Origin of the sequence: Planosporangium thailandense, from assembly GCF_011947195.1 — a bacterium.
Classification (GTDB): domain Bacteria; phylum Actinomycetota; class Actinomycetes; order Mycobacteriales; family Micromonosporaceae; genus Planosporangium; species Planosporangium thailandense.
This window is the reverse complement of the sequence record NZ_JAATVY010000025.1, coordinates 1-22,050: the sequence shown is the minus strand read 5'-3', so window position 1 is coordinate 22,050 and position 22,050 is coordinate 1. Positions and strand designations below refer to the sequence as shown.

At 70.1% G+C, this 22,050-nt stretch carries 19 protein-coding genes; 9 read left to right on the top strand and 10 right to left on the bottom strand.

What is annotated here, in order from left to right; all coding sequences use genetic code 11:
- The first annotated feature begins 28 nt into the window (after window positions 1–28).
- On the top strand, window positions 29–955 hold the full coding sequence (locus HC031_RS25550) for a LysR substrate-binding domain-containing protein (protein ID WP_167927966.1): 927 nt from the start codon (window positions 29–31) through the stop codon (window positions 953–955).
- On the opposite strand, the gene HC031_RS25545 is transcribed toward HC031_RS25550, so the two are convergent.
- The 10 genes from HC031_RS25545 to HC031_RS25500 all read right to left on the bottom strand — a co-directional run bounded on the left by HC031_RS25545 (window position 928) and on the right by HC031_RS25500 (window position 11,341).
- On the bottom strand, window positions 928–2,409 hold the full coding sequence (locus tag HC031_RS25545; protein ID WP_167927965.1) for an aldehyde dehydrogenase family protein: 1,482 nt from the start codon (window positions 2,407–2,409) through the stop codon (window positions 928–930). The two genes, HC031_RS25550 and HC031_RS25545, sit on opposite strands and share 28 nt — an antisense overlap.
- Window positions 2,406–3,074, bottom strand: coding sequence for an HD domain-containing protein (locus HC031_RS25540; RefSeq protein ID WP_167927964.1), 669 nt, complete (start codon window positions 3,072–3,074; stop codon window positions 2,406–2,408). The genes HC031_RS25545 and HC031_RS25540 overlap by 4 nt, the downstream gene beginning before the upstream one ends.
- The gene (locus HC031_RS25535) at window positions 3,071–4,360 is read right to left on the bottom strand and encodes an NAD(P)/FAD-dependent oxidoreductase (protein WP_167927963.1); all 1,290 of its coding nucleotides are present in this window, start codon (window positions 4,358–4,360) and stop codon (window positions 3,071–3,073) included. The genes HC031_RS25540 and HC031_RS25535 overlap by 4 nt, the downstream gene beginning before the upstream one ends.
- A gap of 2 nt (window positions 4,361–4,362) precedes the next feature.
- A complete protein-coding gene (locus HC031_RS25530) occupies window positions 4,363–4,683 on the bottom strand; it encodes a 2Fe-2S iron-sulfur cluster-binding protein (RefSeq protein WP_167927962.1) in 321 nt (106 codons plus the stop codon).
- A gap of 17 nt (window positions 4,684–4,700) precedes the next feature.
- Window positions 4,701–5,465: an SDR family NAD(P)-dependent oxidoreductase gene (locus HC031_RS25525; protein WP_167927961.1), complete on the bottom strand. Its 765-nt coding sequence runs from the start codon at window positions 5,463–5,465 to the stop codon at window positions 4,701–4,703.
- 3 nt (window positions 5,466–5,468) lie between these two features.
- Window positions 5,469–7,298, bottom strand: coding sequence for a PEP-utilizing enzyme (locus HC031_RS25520; protein ID WP_167927960.1), 1,830 nt, complete (start codon window positions 7,296–7,298; stop codon window positions 5,469–5,471).
- 82 nt (window positions 7,299–7,380) lie between these two features.
- A complete protein-coding gene (locus HC031_RS25515; RefSeq protein ID WP_167927959.1) occupies window positions 7,381–8,472 on the bottom strand; it encodes a PEP/pyruvate-binding domain-containing protein in 1,092 nt (363 codons plus the stop codon).
- 1 nt (window position 8,473) lies between these two features.
- A complete protein-coding gene (locus HC031_RS25510) occupies window positions 8,474–9,610 on the bottom strand; it encodes a cytochrome P450 (RefSeq protein WP_205863248.1) in 1,137 nt (378 codons plus the stop codon).
- Between the two features lie 251 nt (window positions 9,611–9,861).
- Window positions 9,862–10,635, bottom strand: coding sequence for an IclR family transcriptional regulator (locus HC031_RS25505; RefSeq protein WP_167927957.1), 774 nt, complete (start codon window positions 10,633–10,635; stop codon window positions 9,862–9,864).
- Window positions 10,636–10,654: 19 nt separating this feature from the next.
- Window positions 10,655–11,341: an HD domain-containing protein gene (locus HC031_RS25500; protein WP_167927956.1), complete on the bottom strand. Its 687-nt coding sequence runs from the start codon at window positions 11,339–11,341 to the stop codon at window positions 10,655–10,657.
- 529 nt (window positions 11,342–11,870) lie between these two features.
- Here HC031_RS25500 and HC031_RS32650 point away from each other — a divergent pair.
- The 8 genes from HC031_RS32650 (at window position 11,871) to HC031_RS25460 (ending at window position 21,748) form a co-directional block, all read left to right on the top strand.
- Window positions 11,871–12,344: a DUF3311 domain-containing protein gene (locus HC031_RS32650; protein WP_205863247.1), complete on the top strand. Its 474-nt coding sequence runs from the start codon at window positions 11,871–11,873 to the stop codon at window positions 12,342–12,344.
- 3 nt (window positions 12,345–12,347) lie between these two features.
- A complete protein-coding gene (gene mctP, locus HC031_RS25490; protein ID WP_167927955.1) occupies window positions 12,348–14,018 on the top strand; it encodes a monocarboxylate uptake permease MctP in 1,671 nt (556 codons plus the stop codon).
- A 161-nt stretch (window positions 14,019–14,179) separates the two neighbouring features.
- Window positions 14,180–15,334 carry a GAF domain-containing sensor histidine kinase gene (locus HC031_RS25485; protein WP_167927954.1) on the top strand — a complete coding sequence of 385 codons (1,155 nt, stop codon included), beginning with the start codon at window positions 14,180–14,182 and terminating at the stop codon, window positions 15,332–15,334.
- Window positions 15,331–15,963 carry a response regulator transcription factor gene (locus HC031_RS25480; protein ID WP_167928018.1) on the top strand — a complete coding sequence of 211 codons (633 nt, stop codon included), beginning with the start codon at window positions 15,331–15,333 and terminating at the stop codon, window positions 15,961–15,963. Before HC031_RS25485 ends, HC031_RS25480 begins: the two co-directional genes overlap by 4 nt.
- 529 nt (window positions 15,964–16,492) lie before the next feature.
- A complete protein-coding gene (locus HC031_RS25475; protein WP_167927953.1) occupies window positions 16,493–16,690 on the top strand; it encodes a hypothetical protein in 198 nt (65 codons plus the stop codon).
- A 143-nt stretch (window positions 16,691–16,833) separates the two neighbouring features.
- The gene (locus HC031_RS34080) at window positions 16,834–18,507 is read left to right on the top strand and encodes an exosporium protein (protein WP_277349800.1); all 1,674 of its coding nucleotides are present in this window, start codon (window positions 16,834–16,836) and stop codon (window positions 18,505–18,507) included.
- A gap of 105 nt (window positions 18,508–18,612) precedes the next feature.
- Window positions 18,613–21,072 carry a DUF2334 domain-containing protein gene (locus HC031_RS25465; protein WP_205863246.1) on the top strand — a complete coding sequence of 820 codons (2,460 nt, stop codon included), beginning with the start codon at window positions 18,613–18,615 and terminating at the stop codon, window positions 21,070–21,072.
- A gap of 151 nt (window positions 21,073–21,223) precedes the next feature.
- On the top strand, window positions 21,224–21,748 hold the full coding sequence (locus tag HC031_RS25460) for a hypothetical protein (RefSeq protein ID WP_167927950.1): 525 nt from the start codon (window positions 21,224–21,226) through the stop codon (window positions 21,746–21,748).
- Window positions 21,749–22,050: the final 302 nt, after the last annotated feature.

The following is a 22,050-nucleotide window of genomic DNA, read 5'->3' as shown; positions in this document are numbered from 1 at the left end:
CTATACCGATTCCATCTAGACTTGCCCCGTGCAGTACCGGCGATTGAAGTACTTCGTAGCCGTTGCCGAGGAGCTCAGCTTCACGCGGGCAGCGGAACGGCTCCACATGGCCCAGCCGCCCCTGAGCCATCAGATCGGCCTGCTGGAGAACGAGCTGGGCGTGGCCCTGTTCGACCGGTCCCGCCGGGCGATCCGGCTCACCGACGCCGGGCAGGCGCTGCTGCCCGAAGCGCGACGCCTGCTCGCCGACCTCGACCAGACGGTCCGCATGGTCCGCCGGGTCGGCGACGGCGCGCGGGGTGTGCTGTCGATCGGTTTCGTCCCGTCGGCCGCCAACGGCGACCTGCCCCACCTCATCCGGTCCTTCCGGGCCGATCACCCCGGCGTCGAGCTGGTGCTGCGCGAGATGGGGCCGGACGCGCTGGTCCGCGCCCTGCACGATCGGCAGCTCGACGTCGCCCTGCTCTACCTGCCGGTGAGCGACCCGGAACTCACCTCGTACCGGCTGTCCACCGAGCGACTGCTCCTCGCCCTGCCGACCGATCATCCCGCCGTCAACACCGGCCCGGTCGACCTGCGCGACGTCCGGCACGAACCGTTCGTCATGCCGGAGCAGCACGACGTTCCCGGGCTGCACGCCCGCATCACCGAGCTGTTCACCGAAGCCGGGATCGCCCCCGAGGTCGCCCAGCAGGGCGTCTGGCTGATCCAGACCGTGCTCGGCCTGGTCGCCGCCGGGATCGGGCTGGCCATCGTCCCCGAGTCGGTGGCCACCCTGAACCGGTCCGGCGTCACCCTCCGGCCCCTGCGCGGGACCCCGCGCACCGTCGAACTCGCCGCCGTCTGGCGCCGCGACGACCGGTCCGACCTGGTGGCCGATTTCCGGGACTGCATCAAACGGGAGATCCCGGCCCGGGCCGGTCCGGTTCACCGCCGGCGGTGGATGGACTTGTAGGCCAGGTACGCCGACAGCCCCTCGATCCCGTACTCCACGCCGAGCCCGGAGTCGTGCCGACCGCCGAACGGGGCGCTGTGGTTGGAGGCGAAGAAGTTGATGCCGACCGATCCGGTGTCCATCCGCTCGGCCACCGCCAACGCCGCGTCAGGGTCCGACGAGAACACGATGCCGCCCAGCCCGTACCCGGTGCCGTTGGCGATCTGCACGGCCTCGTCGACCGTGTCGTACCGGAGCACCGTGACGACCGGGCCGAAGATCTCTTCCCGCGCCACCCGCATGTCCGGGGTGACGTCGGCGAGCACGGTGGGCTCGACGAACCAGCCGCGGTCGACCTGCGCCGGCCGCCCTCCGGTGGTGACCCGGGCCCCTTCCTCCCGGGCGGAAGCCAGGAACCCGAGCACGGTCTCGTACTGCTCGCGCGTGGCCAGCGGACCGAAGACGGTGTCGGAGTCGAAGGGATCCCCGAGCTTCCCGGCCGCCACCGTCCGGGTCACCATGTCCACGACCTCGTCGTAGCGCTCGGCGGGCGCGAGGATCCGGGTCGAGATGTAGCAGGTCTGCCCGGTGTTACGCAGGCAGGAGCGGATGAGTACGCCCGACACCTGCTCCAGAACCGCGTCCGGCAGCACGATCGCCGACGACTTGCCGCCGAGCTCCAGGGTGACCGGCCGCAGCAGCTCGCCGCAGGCGGCGGCGATCCGCCGGCCCACCGCGGTCGACCCGGTGAACGCGACCTTCGCGGTCAACGGATGCCGGACCAGGGCCTCCCCCACGGTCCCCGCCCCGGTCACGACGTTGACCACCCCCGCCGGAACCCCGGCCGCCTCGACCGCCTCGATGACGAAGCGGACGGACAGCGGCGTGGACTCGGCCGGTTTGATCACCACGGGGCAGCCGGCCAGCAGGGCGGGCGCGAGCTTCACGACCACGAGGTTGATCGGAAAGTTCCACGGCGCGATCAGGACGCTGACCCCGACGGGGTCGCGCCGCACCAGCGACTCCGCCCCGCCGGCCGGGAACGCCCGGACGTCTTCGGCCTCGAGGTACGCGGACAGGCCGGCGAAGTACCGCAGGATGCCGGCGGCGTTCGCGGCGGCTCCCCTGGTCTCGGCGATCGGCGAGCCGTTCTCCCGCGTGTTGGTCTCCGCCATCACCTCGGCGCGGCGCTCGATCTCGTCGGCGATCCGCAGCAGGTACCCGGCGCGCTCGGACGGCGTCAGGCGGGGCCACGGGCCCTCGTGGAAGGCCCGGTCGGCAGCGGCCAGGGCCGCGTCGACATCGACCGGGCTGGCGTCCGGTACCGATCCCCACACCTCTTCCGTGGCCGGATCGACGACGTCGAGACGCGCCGCGCTCGCCGACGCGCGCCAGGCGCCGTCGATGTAGAGGTCGGTTACGTGCGTGTACGGCAGCGCCAGCGCGCCCCGGCGGTCGAGCTGTGCGGCGGTCATCGCAGGACGGCCGTCTTGAGCAGGTCCTGCGACCGCCGGAGCTCAGCGTGGGCGATGGCGATCGCCGCCTCGGTGAGCAGCTCGGGCACGATCTCGCTGGCGAGCCGGTCGCAGTAGGTGGCGGGATCCATCTTGAACCAGCCGGACGCCAGCGCGATGCCCGCGTGGTCGAACCGCCACAGCCGGTCGGCGTCGCGGACCAGGGCGTCCTCCAGGGTCCTGGCCTCCTTGCGGGTGTCGTGGCCGTCGATGATGTCGACCACCGCGTCGACGAACTCCGGGGCGTAGCCCAGCGGTGGGAGAACCTCCCGGGCGATGACGCAGCCCTGCTTCTCGTGCTCGTACCGGATGGCGGCCTTGCGCCAGTCCCCGCTGAAGCCCTCGCTCAGGATGCGGTCCTCGTCCACCCGGCCCCAGCCGGTGTCGTGCAGCAGAATCGCCACCCGGACCACCAGGCGATCCGCGTCCGGGTAGGCGGCACAGAGCCGCTCGGCGTAGGCCAGGGAGATCGGCAGGTGGATGTCGTTGCTGCGGGTGCGCGTCTCGGGGACCACGGCCGCCCAGATCGGGTCGAGGTCGGCCCCGGCCGGCGGGGTGAGCGAGATCGGCGACGTGTCGACCGGACGCGAGGTGACGACCGGCGTCGGAGGCAGTTCCGTTCTCATGTCAGCTCGTTCCTTGTCTCCCGGGGCGCATCCGCCGCGACCGTGATCTTCTTCAGTGGCACCGTGGGGTCGGCCGCCTGCTCGTACGGAATGACCGACCCGTCGGCGAGCGCGGCCTTGACAGCCATGAAATCGAGGGGGGCATTGACACAGTCCGCGGCGAGGATCCGGTCGCCCCGGTAGTACAGCACCGAGAACTTCCCGCGGGTGTCGTCGCGGCGGACCACGGTCCGGTCGTAGCCGCGCGACAGACCGGCGATCTGCAGCTTGAGGGCTCCCTGATTCGACCAGAACCAGGGGATGCCGGCGTACTCCTCCTTGCGGCCGGTGATCGCGTAGGCGGCCACCTTGGCCTGCTCGACGGCGTTGTTGACGCTCTCGAAGCGGATCCGGTCGCCGGGCGGCGCGCCGGGCACGGGGTTGGGCAGGTTGGCGCAGTCGCCGACGGCGATGGTGACGCCGTCGGACGTCAGCGCGTACCGGTCGACCCGGATCCCGTCGTCGCACTCCAGGCCGAGGGTTGACGCCAGCTCGGTGTTCGGGACGACCCCGATGCCGATGAGCACGATGTCGGCCGGAACGACCCGCCCGTCGGCCAGTTGCACGCCACCGACGGCAGCGCCGGAGTCGGCGGGCACGAGCCGCGTCACCTGCGCGTCCAGGACGATCTCGATCCCCCGCTCCGCGTGGTACGCCCGCAGGTACTCCGACATCTCCGGCCCGACCGCGCGGCCGACCAGCCGGGGGCCGGCCTCCAGCACGGTCACCCGCTTGCCCATCTTGGTCAGGCTGGCCGCCGCCTCGAGACCGATGAATCCGCCGCCGATGACCACCACGTCGCCGGCTTCGGGAGCGCGCGCCTTGAGCTCCAGGGCGTCGTCGGCGTTGCGCAGGTAGAGGACACCGGCCAGGTCGGCCCCGGGGATCTCCAGCCGCCGGGCACGGGCGCCGACGGTGAGCGCCAGCCGCTCGAAGTCGAACGCCGCGCCCGACTCCGCGTACGCCGTACCCGAGCCGTCGTCGGACTTTCCGATCTGGACGATGCGCTCGTTCTTCACGACTCTGATCCGGTGTTCGGCCCAGTACGCTTCACTCCGGAAGATCAGGGACTCCTTGCTGATCAGGCCCTGGAGGAACTCCTTCGACAGCGCCGGCCGCTGGTACGGGCGATGGTTCTCCTCCCCCACCAGCGTGATCGGCCCGTCGTGGCCGAGCGCCCGCAGCGACACGGCCAGCTGCACCCCCGCCTGGGAGGCGCCGACGATCAGCAGTCCGTCGCGCGACATGCTCAGACCTGCGTCTCTGGCGTGGTCACGTGCAGATCCAGGTCCTCGGTGATCCTGATCTGGCAGCTCAGCCGGGAGGTCTCCCGCCGCTCGACGGCCGTGCCGTAGAGCATCTCGTCCTCCATCTCCTCCATCGGCGGCAGCGAGGCGAAGTCGGCGGGGTCGACGATCACGTGGCAGGTGGCGCAGGACAGCGACCCCCCGCATTCGGCCACGATTCCCGGAACGCCGTTGCGCACCGCGGTCTCCATGACCGAGTCGCCGGGGTTGGCGTCGATGGCGCGGGTCTCCCCGGCGTGGTCGGTGAAGGTGACCTTGGGCATGTCCGTTATCTCCTTGCTCAGATGAACTGCCGGCCGCCGTCGACGACGAGCGTCTGGCCCGTCATGTAGGCGCTGTCCGGGCCGGCGAGGAACAGCGCGGCCCCGACGATGTCTTCCGGCCGGCTGGGTCGGCGCAGCGCGCCGCGGTCGACCCCGTACTGCTCGGCGTTTTCCATGAGGCCGTAGCTGGCCTCGGTGAGCGTGAACCCGGGCGCGATGGCGTTGACCGTGATGGAACGGCGTCCCAACTCCTTCGCCATGACGCGGGTGAGGGCGATGACCCCGCCCTTCGACGCGACGTAGTGCAGCCAGTTCTCCGACCCGCTGTACACGGTGGCCGACGACAGGTTGATCACCCGCGCCCCCTCGCCCAGGTACGGGCTGCAGGCGCGTACGACCAGCCAGGGGCCCTTGAGGTTGACCGCCATCACCCGGTCCCACTCCGCCGGGTCAAGTTCCTCCAGTGGCGCGCGGTGGAGGCCGGCGTAGATGGCGGCGTTGTTGACGACGACGTCGATTCGGCCGTCCCCGAACGCGGCGACGCCCGCCGAGACCTCGGTGACCGACTCCGGCGAGGTCACGTCCAGCCGGCCGTGCCAGGCAGTTGCCCCCTGCTGTTCGACGAGCCGGGCGGTCTCGGCGACCCCGGCCGTGTCGACGTCGGCGACGGCGACGCGGTACCCGCGGTCGGCGAAGCCCAGGGCGAAGCTGCGGCCGAGGCCGCCGGCCGCGCCCGTCACGAGGACGGTGCGGCCGGCGCCTTCGGCGCTCCGGTTCGGCATCGATCAGTCCGAGAGGATCTCGACGCGGCCGGCCGAACCGTCGACCCGGATCCGCTGACCGGTTCTGATGGTGGTCGACGCGCGCCCGGTTCCGGTCACGGCCGGCAGCCCGTACTCGCGGCAGACGATCGCGGCGTGGCTCATCATGCCGCCGATGTCGGTGACGGTCGCCTTGATCTTGCCGAAGATCGGTCCCCAGGAGGGCGCGGTGATGGTGGCCACCAGGATCTCGTCCTGCTGCACCTCGCTGAGCTGGTCGGCGCTGGTCACGACGCGGGCGATCCCCTCGACCACGCCGGGCGAGGCCGCCATACCGGTGATGGCGCCGTCGCCGCCCTCGTCATCGCCGGCCAGCCACTGCTGCACCTGCTCGGTGGTGATGCCGTAGAGCATCATCGTGAACGGCTCGGTGATCTGGGCCGGCGGCGTGTTCAACGCCGGCTGCGGACGCTGGGTCTTCAGCGCGTCGATGATCGCCCGGCGGCGCTCGATCTCGGCCGGCCAGTAGTGCGGCCCGGTCGCCTCGGTGCCGACGCCCCAGCCGCAGACGTAGTCGAACAGTGCCTCGCGGACCTCACCCCGGGTCAGGTACAGGATGTCGTCGCGGTCGGCCCAGAAGCCGGCCGCGACGAAGACGGCGCTCAGCTCGCGGACCTTGCGCCAGAAGACGCCCATGGTCCAGTGCTCGATGTAGAAGTTGTGGTTCTCCACGTACGGGTACGCCGTCGCGGCGAGCCCCCGCTTGGCGTCGAACTGGGCCAGCTGCTCGCCGTCGAGCAGTTCGCGGTACTCGGAGACGATGCGGTCGCGCTCGGCGATCAGCTCGTCGACCGGACGCATGATCTGCTCGCCCTGCTCCAGCCGGCGGATGTAGTCCTTGATGAAGCCGAGCGGGATCTCCTGGTGCTCGATCCAGTACTCGTCGTGGCCGTAGAAGCCGTTGCCGATGGTGAAGTTGAACCATGGGTCCTGCGCGGCCATGTAGGCGTCCAGCCACTCCCGGCCGCCGGCGGCCTCGGCGACGCGCGCGAGGGTACCGGGGACGTCGTCGGTGTCGGCGAACGCGGACTGCAGGCCGAGCCGCACCGCCAGGGTGGCGAGCTTCTTCAGCTCGTCGTCGGGCCGGAACAGCTCCATGTCCACGCCCTGGACCATCTTGGCGATGGCCTGGTCGGGGATGCCGGGGAAGACCTGCTTGCAGAAGCTGAAGAAGTCCAGGTACGCGAGGTAGCCGAGGTTGAGGAACTCGAAGTGGTACTGCCAGTTCTGGTAGCAGAGCTGGATCAGCCGGTCGTAGCCCTCCATGAGGACCTCGGAGCCGTCCTTGGCCTTGCCGCTGAGGATGTCGTCGAACGGCACCATCTCCGGCAGGGGCTTGAAGGTCAGCCCCTCCATCTCGTCGATCGTGGCGCGCACCTTCTGCCGCCACTTCTCGAGCAGGCTGTCCCAGTTCTGGAAGTAGTGGCCGACGCGGCGCTCGAACTCGGGTACGCGTGCCGGGATCTGCTCCTCCGGTACCGGGATCGGGCTCATGTACAGGTAGCCCAGGTGGATCTTGAACTCGATCCCGTTCGCCACCGGGATGATCAGGTGGCGGGCGTTGTACTGGCCCAGGCACTTGACCGCGAACTCACCGCCGATGGTCTCGAACGGCTTGAAGACGGTCGGCCAGTGCTGGCTGTCGCAGAACCAGAACTTCTCGTCCTCGGCACCGCTGCCGTTGCGAAAGACGAGGTTGTACGGATAGAGCTCCTCCCACCCCTCCGCGCCCGGAGGCACCGGAAGCTCGGAGGGCTTCGGGAAGGACTTCAAAGACGGCTGCACTGCTGTCATTGGCGGTTCCTGTCGTGGGCAGGGACGTGAGGACACGAGCCGGCGCTCGCCGGTTCGCGGAAGTGCGGTGGTGCGGGCTGGATCAGACCTTGCCGAGTCCAGCGGTGAGCATCGAGGTGATGCCGGAGAGGTTGAACCCGGGGACAGCCGGCGCGGGCGCCGGCGCCTCCTTCCTGCCGGAGCCCGCGGAGTGGACCGTCTCGGGGCGGGCCTGCAGGAGCAGCAGGTCCTGCCCCGGCGGCAGGTCCGCGTCAAGGGCCCACTCGACGTCCTGGGGACAGCAGTAGTGCTTCTCGGCCCGCTTGGCCATGCGGGCGATCGCGGTGACCTCCTCGGCGGTGAGGCAGCGCCGCCGGCGACGCTCCGCATCGACCGCGCGCTCCACGAGTCGGCCCGCCGCGACGTCGGGTACGAGCTCGGCGTGCTTGTCGCCGATCGTCTCGGCGACCACGCACAGCATGACCTTGTCCAGGACGATGTTGTCGGGGGTGACCTGACCGGAGACCACCATCTCCCCCACCCCGTACGAGGCGTCGATCGTGATCTTGGATCGGTCCCCGCTGGTCGGATCGATCGTCATGGCCACGCCGGCGACGCGGGAGTTCACCATCTTCTGCACGGCGACGGCCATCGACAGCCCCTCGTCGGGGATGCCGTTCTTCAAGCGGTAGAGGATGGCCCGGCAGGTGTACAGCGATGCCCAGCAGCGCCGGATGTGCTCCAGTACCGCGTCGCGGCCACGCACCCACAGGTACGTGTCCTGCTGCCCGGCGAAGCTGGCGTCGGGCAGGTCCTCCGCGGTCGCCGACGAGCGCACGGCGACGGGCACCTCGTCGGCGAAGCGGGACTGCAGCGCGTCGTAGGCGGCCAGGACCTGCGCCCGCAGGTCGGCCGGGATCTCCCGGGACGCGATCTGCTCCCGGATGCGCGCGGACGCGGCGTCGACGGCGGCCACGTCGTGGTAGTCGAGCCCGGCCAGTTCGGCCTGGATCGCCGCGGCCATGCCCGAGCGGTGGACGACCTCGTCGTAGTGGGCGGTGGTGACGGCGAAGCCCGGCGGGACCGGCATGCCGGCGGCGGTCATGGTGACCAGCGAGGCGCACTTGCCGCCCAGCAGCGCGTGCGTCGGCTCGCTCCCGCCGTCGAAGAACTGGATGTACGGGGTGTCCTGCACGTCAGGCCTCCCAGGTGACAGGGACGCGGACGGGGGCGCGGAAGGAGAGGTTGTGGCCGAACTCGATGGCGTCGGCGTCGACGAGCCGCAGGCCGGGCGCGAGCCGCGCGACCTCCTCGATGGCGACCTTGGCCTGGAGCTTCGCCAGCATGTTGCCGAGGCAGTAGTGGATGCCGTAGCCGAAGGCCAGGTGCTCGCGGGCGTTGGGCCGCGAGATGTCGAAGACCTCGGGCGCTTCGAAGTGGCTCTCGTCCCGGTTCGCCGAGCCCATCACCAGCAGGAGATTGGCGCCGGCGGGGATCTCCACTCCCCCCACGACGGCGTCCCGCTTGGCGCGGCGGCGCCAGGCCACGATCGACGGGCTGTAGCGCAGGACCTCCTCGACGGCGGCGGAGATCTTCTTCGGGTCCTCGACCACCTGCCGCCACTGCTCGGGGTGGGCGAGCAGCACGCGCAGCGCGTTGGAGATCAGCGTCGTGGTGGTCTCGTGACCGGCGAAGAGCAGGCTGTAGCAGACCGAGGCGATCTCGTGGTCGGTGATCTCCTCGCCGGCCTCCTGCGCCCGGACCAGGTCACCGACCAGGCTGTCCGGGTGGGTCCGGTGGGCCTCCTCGACCAGTCGGAGGCACTCCTGCCAGTACTCGACGAGGTTGTGCGCGTGCGGGATCTGCTCCTCGTCGCTCAGGTCACCCCACGTCATCGCTCCCCGCGAGTCCGACCAGCGCTTGTACGTGTCGATCTGGGAGGTGTCCGCGCCGATCAGCGTCAGAATGGTGACGGTCGGCAGCTCGTAGGCGAGGTCGGCGACCAGGTCGCCGGTACGGTCGGGCCGCCGCAGCATCGTCTCGATCTCGCGTACCACGTTGGCCCGGATGGCCGGTTCGAGGGCCTTGTAGCGCCGGGGGGTGAACGCGCGAGCGACGATCTTGCGGATGCGGGTGTGCTCCGGGGGTACCCGCGCCGAGAGCCCCGAGTATGCGGTGAACCCACCTTCGGCCATGATCCGCTTCGCCTCGGCGCCCCGCTCACGAACCGGTGCCTGCGCGTTCTCGCTGCTGAAGGTCTCCCAGTCGTCGAAGACGGCCTTGACGTCGTCGTACCGGGTCACCACCCAGTAGCCGATGCGCTCGTCGTACATGACCGGCTCCTCGGTCCGCAGCGCCGCGTACGCAGGAAAGGGGTTCTGCTGCGCGAAAGGCTCGTAACCGTGGTGAGCGGGACACCCGGTGGGCGCGCCGGCCGTGGTTGGCAAGGGGTGTGACACGGTGCTCCCTTGTGCCGTGGACTGTGACCTGACGCACCCATCCTTGGGCGTGGACAACCGCACCACAACGCGGTCCTTTCATTGAATGAAAGTGAGTTGGCACCTTCAGCAGCCGCGGCGTGCGTTTACGGAACTACGCCGGTGATCCATCGGCGGTCGATCGCCGAAGCGATCCGTCCGGCGACGCCCTGGAGGGCGGGAAGGTGACGGGCCATCTGCGCGGCCTGGGCGGACAGCAGGGACAGCCCGAGCGCCGCGACCGCCGTGTCCGGGCCTTTCAGCACCGGGACGGCGATGGAACACGCCCCGGGCCGCACCTCTTCGAAGGTCGTCGCGTGGCCCTGCTCCTTGATCCGATCCAGCTCCTCGAGAAACCGACCCGGATGAACGTGCGTGCGCGCCGTCGGAGCCTCCAAGGGCCCGGCGACGTACGCCTCCTGCACCCACCGTTCCTCGTACGCCAGCAGGACCTTGCCGACGGCGGTGGCGTGCAGGGGAAGCCGGCCACCGACGCGCGAGGCCCGCGGCACGCGCTTGGACGAGTAGACCCGGTCGATGTAGAGGGCCTCCCGGCCCTCGCGTACGGCGAGGTGCGAGGTCTCCTGGGTGAGTGAGAAGAGATCCTGCAGGTACGGCCGGGCGGCCTCGCGGAGCTGCCGCCCGCCGTGCTGGGCGACCTCCCACAGCCGCAGGCCCACCTGGTACCGGCCGGTCGGGTCACGCTGCAGCGCACCCCACTCGGTCAGCTCATTGACCAGCCGGTGGGCGGTGGGCAGCGAAAGCCCGGCCGATTCGGCGATCTGGGTCAGCGACAGCGAAGACGGCCCGACCTCGAACGCCGCCAGGATGGCGAGTACTCGGGACGTGACCGACTGGCCGGCCAACCGCTGACGAGGCATGGGCGGCGGATGCCTCCGCTCAGCCCAGCTTCACCCGTTGCTCACTGGCGTCGACCCAGGCGACGGCAGCGAGCGCGCGCGCCATCGTCCGCGCGGCGTCGGTGAAGAGGTGATCGTGTACCCGGCTGCCGATGAGGCGGTGCGCCTGTTCCCGGGTCAACCCGAACCAGTCCATCACCGTGTCCACGCCGTGCGGCGTCAGGCGCCACAGCTTGTCCGCGTCCTTGACGAGGGCGTCGTTCAGGGACAGCGCCTCGTGCCGCGAGTCGTGGCCGTCGATGATCCCGACGATCTCCTCGATCCGGGCGGCGTCGTGGCCGACCTCCTCGAGGATCTCGCGGCCGATGCGGGCGCCCTCCTTCTCGTGGAGCAGCACCAGGTCGGGCCGGTTCCCGCCGGGCGCGATCGCCGTGAGGACCTCGTCCGCGGGCGCGGCGGACCAGCCGGTGTCGTGCAGGAGGATGCCGGGCAGGACGACCTCGGGATCAGCGTCCGGGTGCAGGTCGACCAGCGCCCGCGCCAGGCCGTACGAGTAGATGGTGTGCTCGTCGTTGTTGCGGACGGCGAGGTACGGGGCCGCCCGCTGCCAGATGACGTCGTGCGCGGGCGGCAGCGCGGAGATACCGACGACGGACGCGGCGTCCGGGAGACGGCCGGTGACGTCCCGGCCGTGGTGGTTCGCGAAAGGCTCCAGCTTGGGCAGCATGCGGGCATCCTAGCCACGCGCTTCGCCGGCTCCGTCCGGGTATGGCCGGCCGGGCGGAGCGAGCGAGGGACCTCCGCGCCTGCACGGCCGTAGGGCGGCGCGGTCGTGACGACCGCCCACGGGTCGCCGCCGTGCTGTACGGACACCCGCCGTGCGTCCGACTTCGTATCATTCGCGGAGCCCATCGCGAGATCTCCATGTGGAGACGGCAACGCCGACCGGCGTGGGGTGTGCCGTAGCCCGATCGGCGGGCACGGGGACCGCCCGACCTCGGCGACCACGGCTCCCGCGCCGTTATTCACAGCCCCTTTTAGACAAGTCTCCATACGGAGATGTCGCCGCATCATGATCTGCGCAACGATGACCGCGTAAGCCGCGCGGCCGCACGCGACCGACGATCAAGACCCCAAGACGTCGGCCGTGCCGGCCCACCGCGCCCCGCTGAGCGACCCCACCTCGGCCGACACCGCCGCGCGCCCGGGGCTGCCTGGTCCGTCGCCCACCTCGCCTGTGAAAGAGACCGCCCGCCATGTACGACACCCCCCGCCCGGTCGGCCGGGCACCAGGAGCGCGCTGGGACGGCAGCCCCTTCAGTGAAAGGACCTCCGCGGCCCGACCCGTCGGCGTACCGCCGGCACCGTCCCACGCGGCCCGTCCCGGACACCACGCGCCGCCGGCGCCCGACGGGCGACACCGCTACGACGCGGGCGCCGAGCCGGACCAGTGGCGAGCACCTGAGACGTGGGGGCTGCGGGAGCCCCGTCGCGACACCGGTTCCGCGCACCCCCGCACGGATGCCGTCATCAAGCGCCACAGCGGCCGTAGCGGTTGGTACTGGCTGCTGCTCGTGCCGGTCGTCGCGTCGCTGCTCAGTCCTTACTACAACCACATGGAGCCAGTTCTGGGCGGTATGCCATTTTTCTACTGGTTCCCCCTGTCGCTGAACGTGGTTGCCACGGCCTGCATGTTGGCCGTGCACCTCGCGACGAAGCGAGGGCGGTGAGCGGTGCCCCGGTTTCAGGACCACTACCCCCAGTTCGTCATCTTCGTCATCCTCTTCGCGACGGTCACCGTGCTCGGCTTCGCCAGCGCCCGATGGCGCCGCCCGCACACGTTGGATTCACTGGACGAGTGGGGGTTGGGCGGGCGTAGCTTCGGCTCCTGGAACACCTGGTTCCTGCTCGGCGGCGACCTCTACACCGCGTACACCTTCGTAGCGCTGCCAGCGCTGATGTTCGGCGCCGGCGCGGTGGGCTTCTTCGCCGTGCCGTACACGGTCATGGGCTATCCGCTGCTCTTCCTGCCGCTGTTGCGATTATGGTCCGTATCGCACGTACACGGCTTCGTCACCACCTCCGACTTCGTACGTGCCCGGTTCGCCTCGCCCACGCTGGCCCTGCTCGTAGCGCTCACCAGCATCGTCGCCACCATCCCCTACGTCGCGCTGAACATGGTGGGCATCGAGGCGGTGTTCAAGACCATGGGCCTGACCGGGCGGTGGCCGGTCACCCTCGCCTTCCTGGTACTGGCCATCTACACCTACCGGGCCGGCCTGCGCGCACCCGCACTGATCGCGCTCGTCAAGGACGCTCTGGTCTGCTTCACGATCGTCGCGGCGGTCCTGGTGCTGCCGTTCGCCCAGGGCGGCTGGGGGAACGTATTCCACCGCACGGCCGCCAGGTTCGACGAGACCGGATCCACAATGGCCGGCCTGCTGCTGAACTCCAACCAGCACCTCAACTTCATCACGCTGGCGATCGGCTCAGCCCTGGGCACCTTCATGTACCCACACGCCATGACCGGCCTACTGGCCGCCCGCAGCCGGACAACCGTCAAACACAACATGATCGCCCTGCCGGTGTTCTCGATCCTGCTCGGCATGCTCTGTCTGCTCGGCTATATCGCCCTGACCGAGGATGTCCAGCCGGTCGGCGCCGACCCCGCACACGGCAGGATCGGCGACCTCAACACCGTGGTTCCGCGGCTGTTCGACCAGATCGGACCACCCTGGTTCGCCGGAGTGGCGTTCGCGACGATCGGGATCGCGGCTCTGGTGCCGGCCGCCATCATGGCGATCGGTGCGGCAAACCTGTTCGCCCGCAACGTCTACCGGGAGTTCATCCACCCCGAGGCGACCGCCGCGCAGGAAGCGCGGGTGAGCAAGGTGGTCTCGCTGCTGGTGAAGTTCGGGGCGGTGTCGCTCGTCCTCTTTCTCGACCCCCAGTTCTCCATCGACATGCAGCTCATCGGAGGGGTCGTCATCATGCAGGTGGTGCCGACGGTCATCCTCGGCCTGTACACCCGTTGGCTGCACCGCTGGGGGCTGACCGCCGGTCTGATCGTGGGCCTGCTCGCCGGCATCGTCATGATCTACCAGATTCCCGAGCGCGGCGGTCCACACGGCGCCATCATCCGGGCCCACTGGGGCGGCTCCTCGTATCCACTGTGGCATTTCGGGCTCGATACCCAAGTAACGGTTTATGCCGGCTTCGTCGCCTTTCTACTTAATCTCGTCGTCGCGATCGCCGCCACCGTCGTACTCCGGGCCGCCGGTGTCCCGACGGGGCACGATCGCACGCGTCCGGAGGACTACACCGCCGACGCGGGAGATCCGCGCATCGACAAGCTCTCCGAGCTCTCCGACGGCGAACTGGCTGTCGCCGCACGGTCGGGATAGTCCCTACGGCACGGCGGTTGGCGGATGCAGCCGCAGATCTCCTCCATCCGGAGGTACCAGACAGTCCGTGAACAGGTGAAAAATGGCGGCTCGAGGTCCCTCACCAACCGCCGCTGGCCGGTACCGACCGGCTCTGACAACCGGTTATTCGATCGAAGGGCATGGCCACAATGTCCAATGCGGGCCGTCGCAGGAACGGGCGTCCCCGGCACGACCTGCTCGCCGAACTGGACGAGGAGTTCGCCGAAATCCTGGCGCTGCTCGACCGCTCCGCGGCGATGCGGCGCCTGTCGTCCACCGTGCCGACGTTGACCGGTGTCGAGGTCGCGTGGATCGGCTCGCCCCGTGGCCCGGAACAGCTCGTACTCGGCGATTTCGTGAACGACCACACCGGCGTGGCCGACGGGCTCATCGTGCCGGCCGGTGCGGGACTGGGCGGCAAGGTCCTGATGGGCCGCCGCCCCCTGTGGGTCAGCGACTACCGGGAATCGCCGGAGATCGGCCTGGACTTCGTACCGCACGTAGCTGCCGAAGGAGTGCACGCGATGATCGCCGCGCCGATCCTGCACGACGGCCGCCTCCTCGGCGTCCTCTATGGCGCGGACCGCTACAGCCGCCGCTACGACGACCGTGCCATCCACGCGTTCGAGCAGGTGGCCGCGCGGATGGCGGCCGCTCAGGTCGTCGCCGAGCGCGCCCGGCACGCCGCCGAAGTGGCCGCCCACGAGGAGCGCCGACGGTTGGCGCTCGAACTGCACGACACCGTCGGCGCGATGCTGTTCACTCTCGGAGCCGGCATCCGGCTACTGCGCGACGAGCCCAATCTCGACGAAACGGTACGCGCCCGACTGGCCATGATCGACCAGCAAGCCAGCGAAGCCAGCGCGGCCCTGCGCGGGTCGCTCCACGTGCTCAGCACGCCACCCGAGCGGGTCGCCCTGGGCGTCGCGCTGCGCGAGCACTGCCGGGCCTTCTCCGAGCGTACCGGCGTCATCGCCCGGATGATCACCCTGACCGAGCTACCCAGCCTGGCTCCCACCCGTATCCGCGCGCTCGCCGACGCCGCCCGTGAGGCGCTGCTCAACGTGGAAAAGCACGCCCGGGCGCACTCTGTCGTGGTCAGCGCCTTCGCGGCCCGCGACGGCGTCACGGTCACCGTCTCCGACGACGGGGAGGGCATCGCTACCGACCGACCCTGCCCTCGCGGCCTCGGCCTGGCCGCGGCCTCCGATCGGCTCGCGCGCATCGGCGGCACGCTCACGGTCGGCGAAAACGACGACGGTGGGGTGACGGTGCAGGCGTGGGTACCCGCATGAGCACGCCGGCCCTGCGCGTCCTGGTCGTCGACGACCACCCGGTGGTCCTCGACGGGGTGTCGCTGGCACTCCAGCGCACCACGTTCGTCACGGTCGCCGGCTACGCCCGCTGCGCTTCGGAAGCCCTCAACGCGGCGGGCCAGACCCGCCCTGACGTGGTCCTGCTCGATCTGCGCCTACCGGACATGCTGGCCCCCGAGACGATCCGTGCGCTGCTGGCCCAGAACCCGGCAGTGAAGATCATCGTCTTTACCGCCTACCCCGACCACGCCGCGCTGGACGCCGCCCTCGCCGCCGGGGCGCACGGCGTCGTCGTGAAGGACACCGAACAGGCGGATCTTGTCGACGCGATCCGGCGGGTCGCCGACGGCGAACGCGTGGTCTACGCGAACACCGGGCACGACGGCGGAGTCCTGCTCGATCGCAAGCTGCGCGAGCATGGGCTGACCCGCCGCGAGTACGAGATCCTCCGACACGTAGCCATGGGCCAGACCAACCCGGAGATCGCCGCCGCGCTCGGATTGACCCGCAACACGGTCAAGACGTACCTGCAGCGCGCCATGGAGAAGCTCGGCGCCCGCAACCGGGTGGAGGCACTCGCGCACGCCAACCAGCTCGGAATCCTCTGACCATCGGTCTGGTCGCCGCCGGCGGCTCAATGTCGTTCGGGTGATGGTCGCTCGCGTCCGACCGGCCACACAAGGCGCTCCTCAGCGGCTCGGCCGGCGCCACGACGGCCAGGTGGGGTTGCCCGGCTGCCGCACCGACCGATAGCGACTGACCTGGGTGCAGTGAGCCCGTTGACCATTCGTTGTCATCCGAGCGTCCGATATCGGTAGGCCCTGGCTGCTGACAGCGCCACCGCAACCGAATCGCTACCTTGATGCAACAGTCCAGCACCGGACTACCGGGAATGCATTGATCTGCCGGGCGCACACATGGTCGCCCTTAGGTCCGGCAGGGAGCTAGTGGCGAAACCGAGCCCGTACCACTGACGCGCCCGGGAGATGCCATGACATCCGTCGCCACCCTGTCACCTGTTCATGCGCGGTCGGATATCCGCGCCTCTTCCGTCTGATCAGGTTCGCCGATCACCGAGGTGGCCTCTGGCCGCCGATTTCGGTCGGCATTTCACGCGCAATCGTGCCAGGAGAATCTGTGAAGAAGAAGGCCGCATTGGTTCTGGCCGCCGTCGTGGCGGCGCTGGGTATCGCGTCCGCGGCGCTCACGTTGTCGGACAAGGCGCACCACCCCAACGACACCAAGCAGGCCTCGCCCCGGGACGGCCAAGTTCAGGCGCCGCCTCCCCCACCCCGGGCGAAGCCCCTGGAAAGGGTCGTCGTCGGCTCGAAATAGCCGTAGCGCCATTTCACTTTTGTCGTCCGTACTGAAACAGGAGATCGTCTGTGTTCCAGTCAAAGAAGCGCAAGTTAGCGGCCATTTCCGCGACGGCCGCGGCAGTTCTGGTCGGAGTCGGGTCGGCTGCGGCCTACGCGTCCGTGCCGAACAGCAGTACCGGTGTCATCACGGGTTGCCGTAACACCAGCACCGGCGCCCTGCGCGTCATCGACTACCAGCGCGGCACCCGATGCAGGAGCGGCGAGCAGACGATCAACTGGAACAACACGGGTCCGCGAGGTGCGACCGGCCCGGCTGGCCCCAAGGGCGCCACCGGCGCGACCGGGCCGGCTGGTCCGAAGGGCGCCACCGGCGCGACCGGGCCGGCTGGTCCGAAGGGCACCACCGGCGCGACCGGCCCGGTTGGACCGAAGGGCACCACCGGCGCGACCGGCCCGGCTGGTCCGAAGGGCGCGACCGGCGCGACCGGCCCGGCTGGTCCGCAGGGTCCGACGGGCCCACAGGGCGCGAAGGGCGACAAGGGTGACACCGGCGCCCAGGGCCCGCAGGGCGTTCCCGGCATCCCCGGCGCTGACGGCAAGGACGGCGCCGTAGGCCCCCAGGGTCCCCAGGGCGAAAAGGGCGACACCGGGCCCCAGGGCCCGCAGGGCGAAAAGGGCGACACCGGCGCCCAGGGCCCGCAGGGCGAAAAGGGCGACACCGGGCCCCAGGGCCCGCAGGGCGAGAAGGGCGACACCGGCGCCCAGGGCCCGCAGGGCGTTCCCGGCATCCCCGGCGCTGACGGCAAGGACGGCGCGGTCGGTCCGCAGGGCGAGAAGGGCGACACGGGCGCCCAGGGCCCGCAGGGCGACAAGGGCGACACCGGCGCCCAGGGCGACAAGGGCGACACGGGCGCCCAGGGCCCGCAGGGCGACAAGGGCGACACCGGCGCCCAGGGCGACAAGGGCGACACCGGACCCCAGGGCCCGCAGGGCGAGAAGGGCGACAAGGGCGACAAGGGCGACACCGGGCCCCAGGGCCCCCAGGGCGTGCCCGGCATCCCCGGCGCTGACGGCAAGGACGGCGCCGTAGGCCCCCAGGGCCCTCAGGGCGAAAAGGGCGACAAGGGCGACAAGGGCGACACCGGACCCCAGGGTCCGCAGGGCCTGCAGGGCATCGCCGGCGCGAGCGCCTACGACATCGCCCTCGCCAACGACCCGTCGATCGGTTCGGTTCAGGACTGGCTGCAGTCGCTGGTCGGCCACGGTACCGACGGCCAGGACGCGTACCAGCTGGCTGTCGACAGTGGGCTCTTCTCGGGTACCCCCGAGGAGTGGATCGCGTCCCTGCACGGCAAGGACGGCGCCACCGGTCCGCAGGGCCCCAAGGGCGACACCGGCGCCGCGGGTCCGGCCGGTCCGGCGGGTCCGGCCGGTCCGGCAGGCGCGACCGGCGCGACCGGCGCGACCATGCTGCAGGGTTCGTCGATGGCCGTGCTGAACCCCACGTCGACCAGCCCGTACTACATGTACCTGGGCGCGTCCACATCAGAGTCGGCCGCGCAGCAGCCGGCCGCGGTCGCGGGTACCCTCTCGGGCCTGAACGTGGCCCTCACCGCGGCGCCGGGGAGCAGCTACACCTGGACCTTCATGATCCGCAAGAACGGCGCCGACACCGGGATCACCTGCACCGTCTCCGGCAGCGCGGTCAAGAGCTGCGGCGACGCCGCCCACTCGGTGTCCGTCGCCACCGGTGACCTGATCGAGCTCAAGGCCACCCCGAGCAGCAGCAACGTGGCCAACGCGAACATCGCCTGGTCGGCCAAGATCAGCTAGTTGCGCGGAGCCCGGGGGGTGGCGGACCGCACCACCACCCCCCCGGGCTTCTCTCCACATGCGACGGTGCACATCCTCGACAGGAACGAGACAAGAGTGCGAACCATGTTGAAGCTGCTCGTGTTCGCGACGGCCGGCGTTGCCGTCGCGGGTGGCTTGAGCACGCCAGCCTTCGCCGCCACGCCGGACGTGGTGGCGGTGACGCCCGGGAACGGGACCACCGGCAACGCCACCACGGTCCACCCCACCGCCACCTTCGGCGCCGCGATCAATCCGACGTCGCTTCGGTACTCGTTCGTCAAGACGGTCGGCGGGGCGGACGTGTCGGGGTACACCAGATACGACGCGGCGACGAAGACCGTCACGTTCACCCCGCGCGGCGTGCTGACCAGCAGCACCCGATACACCATCACCATCAAGCTCAAGGACGCCTCGGGCGTGTTGAGCAGCCCGTACATCTGGTCCTTCACCGTCGGGTCCGTCTCCGACACCGCGCCGCCCACCAGGCCGGGTACGCCCGTCGCCGGGGCGCCCGACGCCTCGTCGGCCACCCTCACCTGGGGCGCGTCGACGGACAACGTGGGGGTCACCGCGTACCAGCTTTTCAACGGCGCGAGCACGACGCCCATCGCCACGGTCACCGGCGCCCCTCCCGTCGCCGCGACGACCCTGACCGGGCTCACCCCGGCGACCACCTACTCCATCACGGTCAAAGCCATGGACGCGGCCGGAAACCTCTCGCCGGCGTCCGACGCGGTGACGTTCACGACGGCGGCCCCGCCAGCGGTACCGGACACGACGCCGCCGACGGTCCCGGGCACGCCGACCGTCGGCGCCGTCACCGCGACCACCGCCGACCTCACCTGGACACCGTCGACCGACGCGGTCGGTGTCGTGGCGTACGAAGTCTCCGGCGGCCCATCGGTGGTCACCACGACCACCCCCGCCGTCACGCTGACCGGGCTGACCCCGTCGACCACGTACACCATCACCGTCAAGGCGCTCGACGCGGCCGACAACGTCTCCGATCCGTCCGGCGCGGCGGTGTTCACCACCCCATCGGCACCGCTGAAGGGGGCCACCTCCGGTGCCGGGATCCCCGGCACCGGCGGCAGGACGCTCGTCGTGTACGACAGCACCGGGCCGTACGCGTTCCTCGGCGAGCAGTACGCGATCCTGACGGCGAACCTCGCCTCGCACTTCGGTGACTGGACCGCCCAGCCCGCGGCCGACTACTCGGCCGGTGAGCTGGCGAGCTTCTCGGCGGTCGTATACGTCGGTTCCACGTACGACGAGCCGCTGCCGATCGCGTTCCTCGACGACATCGCGGCCACCACCAAGCCGGTCATCTGGATGTACGACAACATCTGGCAGCTGACCGCCCGCGCCCCCGGCTTCGCGGCGGACCACGGGTTCACCTGGACCGGCTTCGACTTCGCCGCGGTGTCGACGGTCGACTACAAGGGCAAGGCCTTCACCCGGGACCCGCAGAACGGTGCCGGCATCATGGACACGTCGATCAGCGACCCGGCCAAGGCGACCCCGGTCGGGCAGGCCGTCCGGGCGGACGGAACCACGATGTCCTGGGGCGTCCGGTCGGGCAACTTCACGTACCTCGGCGAGATCCCGTACGCGTACATGACCGCCGACGACCGCTACGTCGCCTTCGCCGACCTGCTCATCGACGTCCTAGCGCCGGCGACGCCGGTGCGGCACCGGGCGCTGGTCCGGCTCGAGGACGTGGGCCCGGACGCCGACCCGGCGCAGCTGCGGGCGATGACGAACTACCTGTACAGCAAGGGTGTTCCGTTCTCGGTCGCGGTCTATCCGCGCTACCGGGACCCGAACGGCGCGAACTCGAGCGGTTCCCCCGAGGACTACACGCTGGCCCAACGTCCGCAGGTCGTGGCGGAGCTGAAGTACATGCAGTCGCACGGCGGGACGCTGCTGATGCACGGCTACACGCACCAGTACAGCAACGTGCCGAACCCGTACAACGGCGTCAGCGCCGACGACTTCGAGTTCTACCGCGCGCACATCGATGACACGAACACCGTCGTCTACGACGGGCCGGTCAGCGAGGACTCGCAGGCGTGGGCGCAGGGCCGGATCAACGACGGCCTCGCGGCCTTCACCGCGGCCGGCCTGGCGAAGCCGACCATGTTCGAGTTCCCGCACTACGCCGGCAGCGGCGCGGACAACAAGGCGGTCGCGGCGTCGTTCCAGGTGCGCTACGACCGCGGGCTGTACCCGTCGGGCGTGCTGAGCGGCGGGACGCTCGACTACTCGCGGATCGTCGGGCAGTTCTTCCCGTACACCGTGCGCGACATCTACGGCGTCCTGGTGGTGCCGGAGAACCTCGGCAATGTCGAGCTGGAGTGGTACAACAACCACCCGCCGCGCCTGCCGGCCGACATCCTCGCGACCGCGCAGTTGAACACGGCGGTACGCGACGGGGTCGCGAGCTTCTTCTTCCACCCGTACCTCGACGTCAGCTACCTGAAGACGATCGTCGAGGGCGTCCAGGCCGACGGTTACACGTTCGTACCGGCGTCCGGAATGTAGCGCGGGGCGCCATCCGGGACAGGCCAGGGTCTCGACGGCCCTGGCCTGTCGCCGGTGACGCCGGACCGGTCAGACGACAGAACTCCGACCGCTCGGTCAATAAAATTAACTATGTCCCGGAAACAACCGACACATTCCTGGGGAGTAAAGCGTGGTTGCAGTTCAGGAAGCTCCAGTAAGCCCCACCGGTACCACCGGTTTCGCGGGTGACGGTGGCTCCCGGCTGCGGGTCGTCGGCGCGGCCGTCGTGCTGGCGGTTGTCGCGGGCCTGATCGGGTGGGGAGCTCCGCAGCTCGTGGCGCGGTTCAACCAGCCGAAGTACCTGGGGCAGCCGGCTGCCTCGCTGGCCCGGGACATGAACTGCACCGAGTTCAAGCAGGCAGCCAGGCACGACCAGTCCGTCTACCGGTACCACGACCAGGGCACCTGCACGCTGGACGGCACGATCGTCACGGTCACCACCTTCGACAGCGTGGCCGACGGTGACGCCTTCGCCGCGGTGATGCGCGCCATCATCCCGGTGCTGCACCCGACCTGGGTCGGCGCGACGTACGCGGCCGGCGACGGCTGGAACGTCGCTGACGCCCGCAACCTCACCGCGCAGGCCGCCGAACTGGCGGTGCGCCGGCTGGGCATGGGCGCCACCCACATCATCCCGTCCGCCAAGAGCTCATAGCGCTCCGCGCACATAGCAGAAACCCGCGCCGACAGTCCGGCGCGGGTTTCTGCTGTGCGGTACCCCGGCCCAGCCGATCGGCCGCCGGCCCGCCCTTGGGTACGCCAGCGGCTGGCGGATTCAGGTAAGCGAAAGCTTGCCGTTGGTAATCGGTACCCGGAAATGCCGCCAGCCAGGGACACGGCGAATAAGCGCAGCACTACCCCTCGTGGCCGTTGACGCCGGAACTGACAAGTTCTATCCACAAAGATCAACCCGGGGTGGCGCGAATTCAACCCCGCTCGCTACCGTATCGGCGAAAC

Bases quoted from the DNA above. Each gene is read 5' to 3' on its own strand.
- HC031_RS25535 (WP_167927963.1), bottom strand. From the start codon at position 4,360: ATGTCGCGCGACGGACTGCTGATCGTCGGCGCCTCCCAGGCGGGGGTG.
- HC031_RS32650 (WP_205863247.1), top strand. From the start codon at position 11,871: ATGTACGACACCCCCCGCCCGGTCGGCCGGGCACCAGGAGCGCGCTGG.
- HC031_RS25525 (WP_167927961.1), bottom strand. From the start codon at position 5,465: ATGCCGAACCGGAGCGCCGAAGGCGCCGGCCGCACCGTCCTCGTGACG.
- HC031_RS25465 (WP_205863246.1), top strand. From the start codon at position 18,613: ATGTTGAAGCTGCTCGTGTTCGCGACGGCCGGCGTTGCCGTCGCGGGT.
- HC031_RS25530 (WP_167927962.1), bottom strand. From the start codon at position 4,683: ATGCCCAAGGTCACCTTCACCGACCACGCCGGGGAGACCCGCGCCATC.
- HC031_RS25500 (WP_167927956.1), bottom strand. From the start codon at position 11,341: ATGCTGCCCAAGCTGGAGCCTTTCGCGAACCACCACGGCCGGGACGTC.
- HC031_RS25510 (WP_205863248.1), bottom strand. From the start codon at position 9,610: ATGTACGACGAGCGCATCGGCTACTGGGTGGTGACCCGGTACGACGAC.
- HC031_RS25540 (WP_167927964.1), bottom strand. From the start codon at position 3,074: ATGAGAACGGAACTGCCTCCGACGCCGGTCGTCACCTCGCGTCCGGTC.
- HC031_RS25545 (WP_167927965.1), bottom strand. From the start codon at position 2,409: ATGACCGCCGCACAGCTCGACCGCCGGGGCGCGCTGGCGCTGCCGTAC.
- HC031_RS25480 (WP_167928018.1), top strand. From the start codon at position 15,331: ATGAGCACGCCGGCCCTGCGCGTCCTGGTCGTCGACGACCACCCGGTG.
- HC031_RS25505 (WP_167927957.1), bottom strand. From the start codon at position 10,635: ATGCCTCGTCAGCGGTTGGCCGGCCAGTCGGTCACGTCCCGAGTACTC.
- HC031_RS25485 (WP_167927954.1), top strand. From the start codon at position 14,180: ATGGCCACAATGTCCAATGCGGGCCGTCGCAGGAACGGGCGTCCCCGG.
- HC031_RS25520 (WP_167927960.1), bottom strand. From the start codon at position 7,298: ATGACAGCAGTGCAGCCGTCTTTGAAGTCCTTCCCGAAGCCCTCCGAG.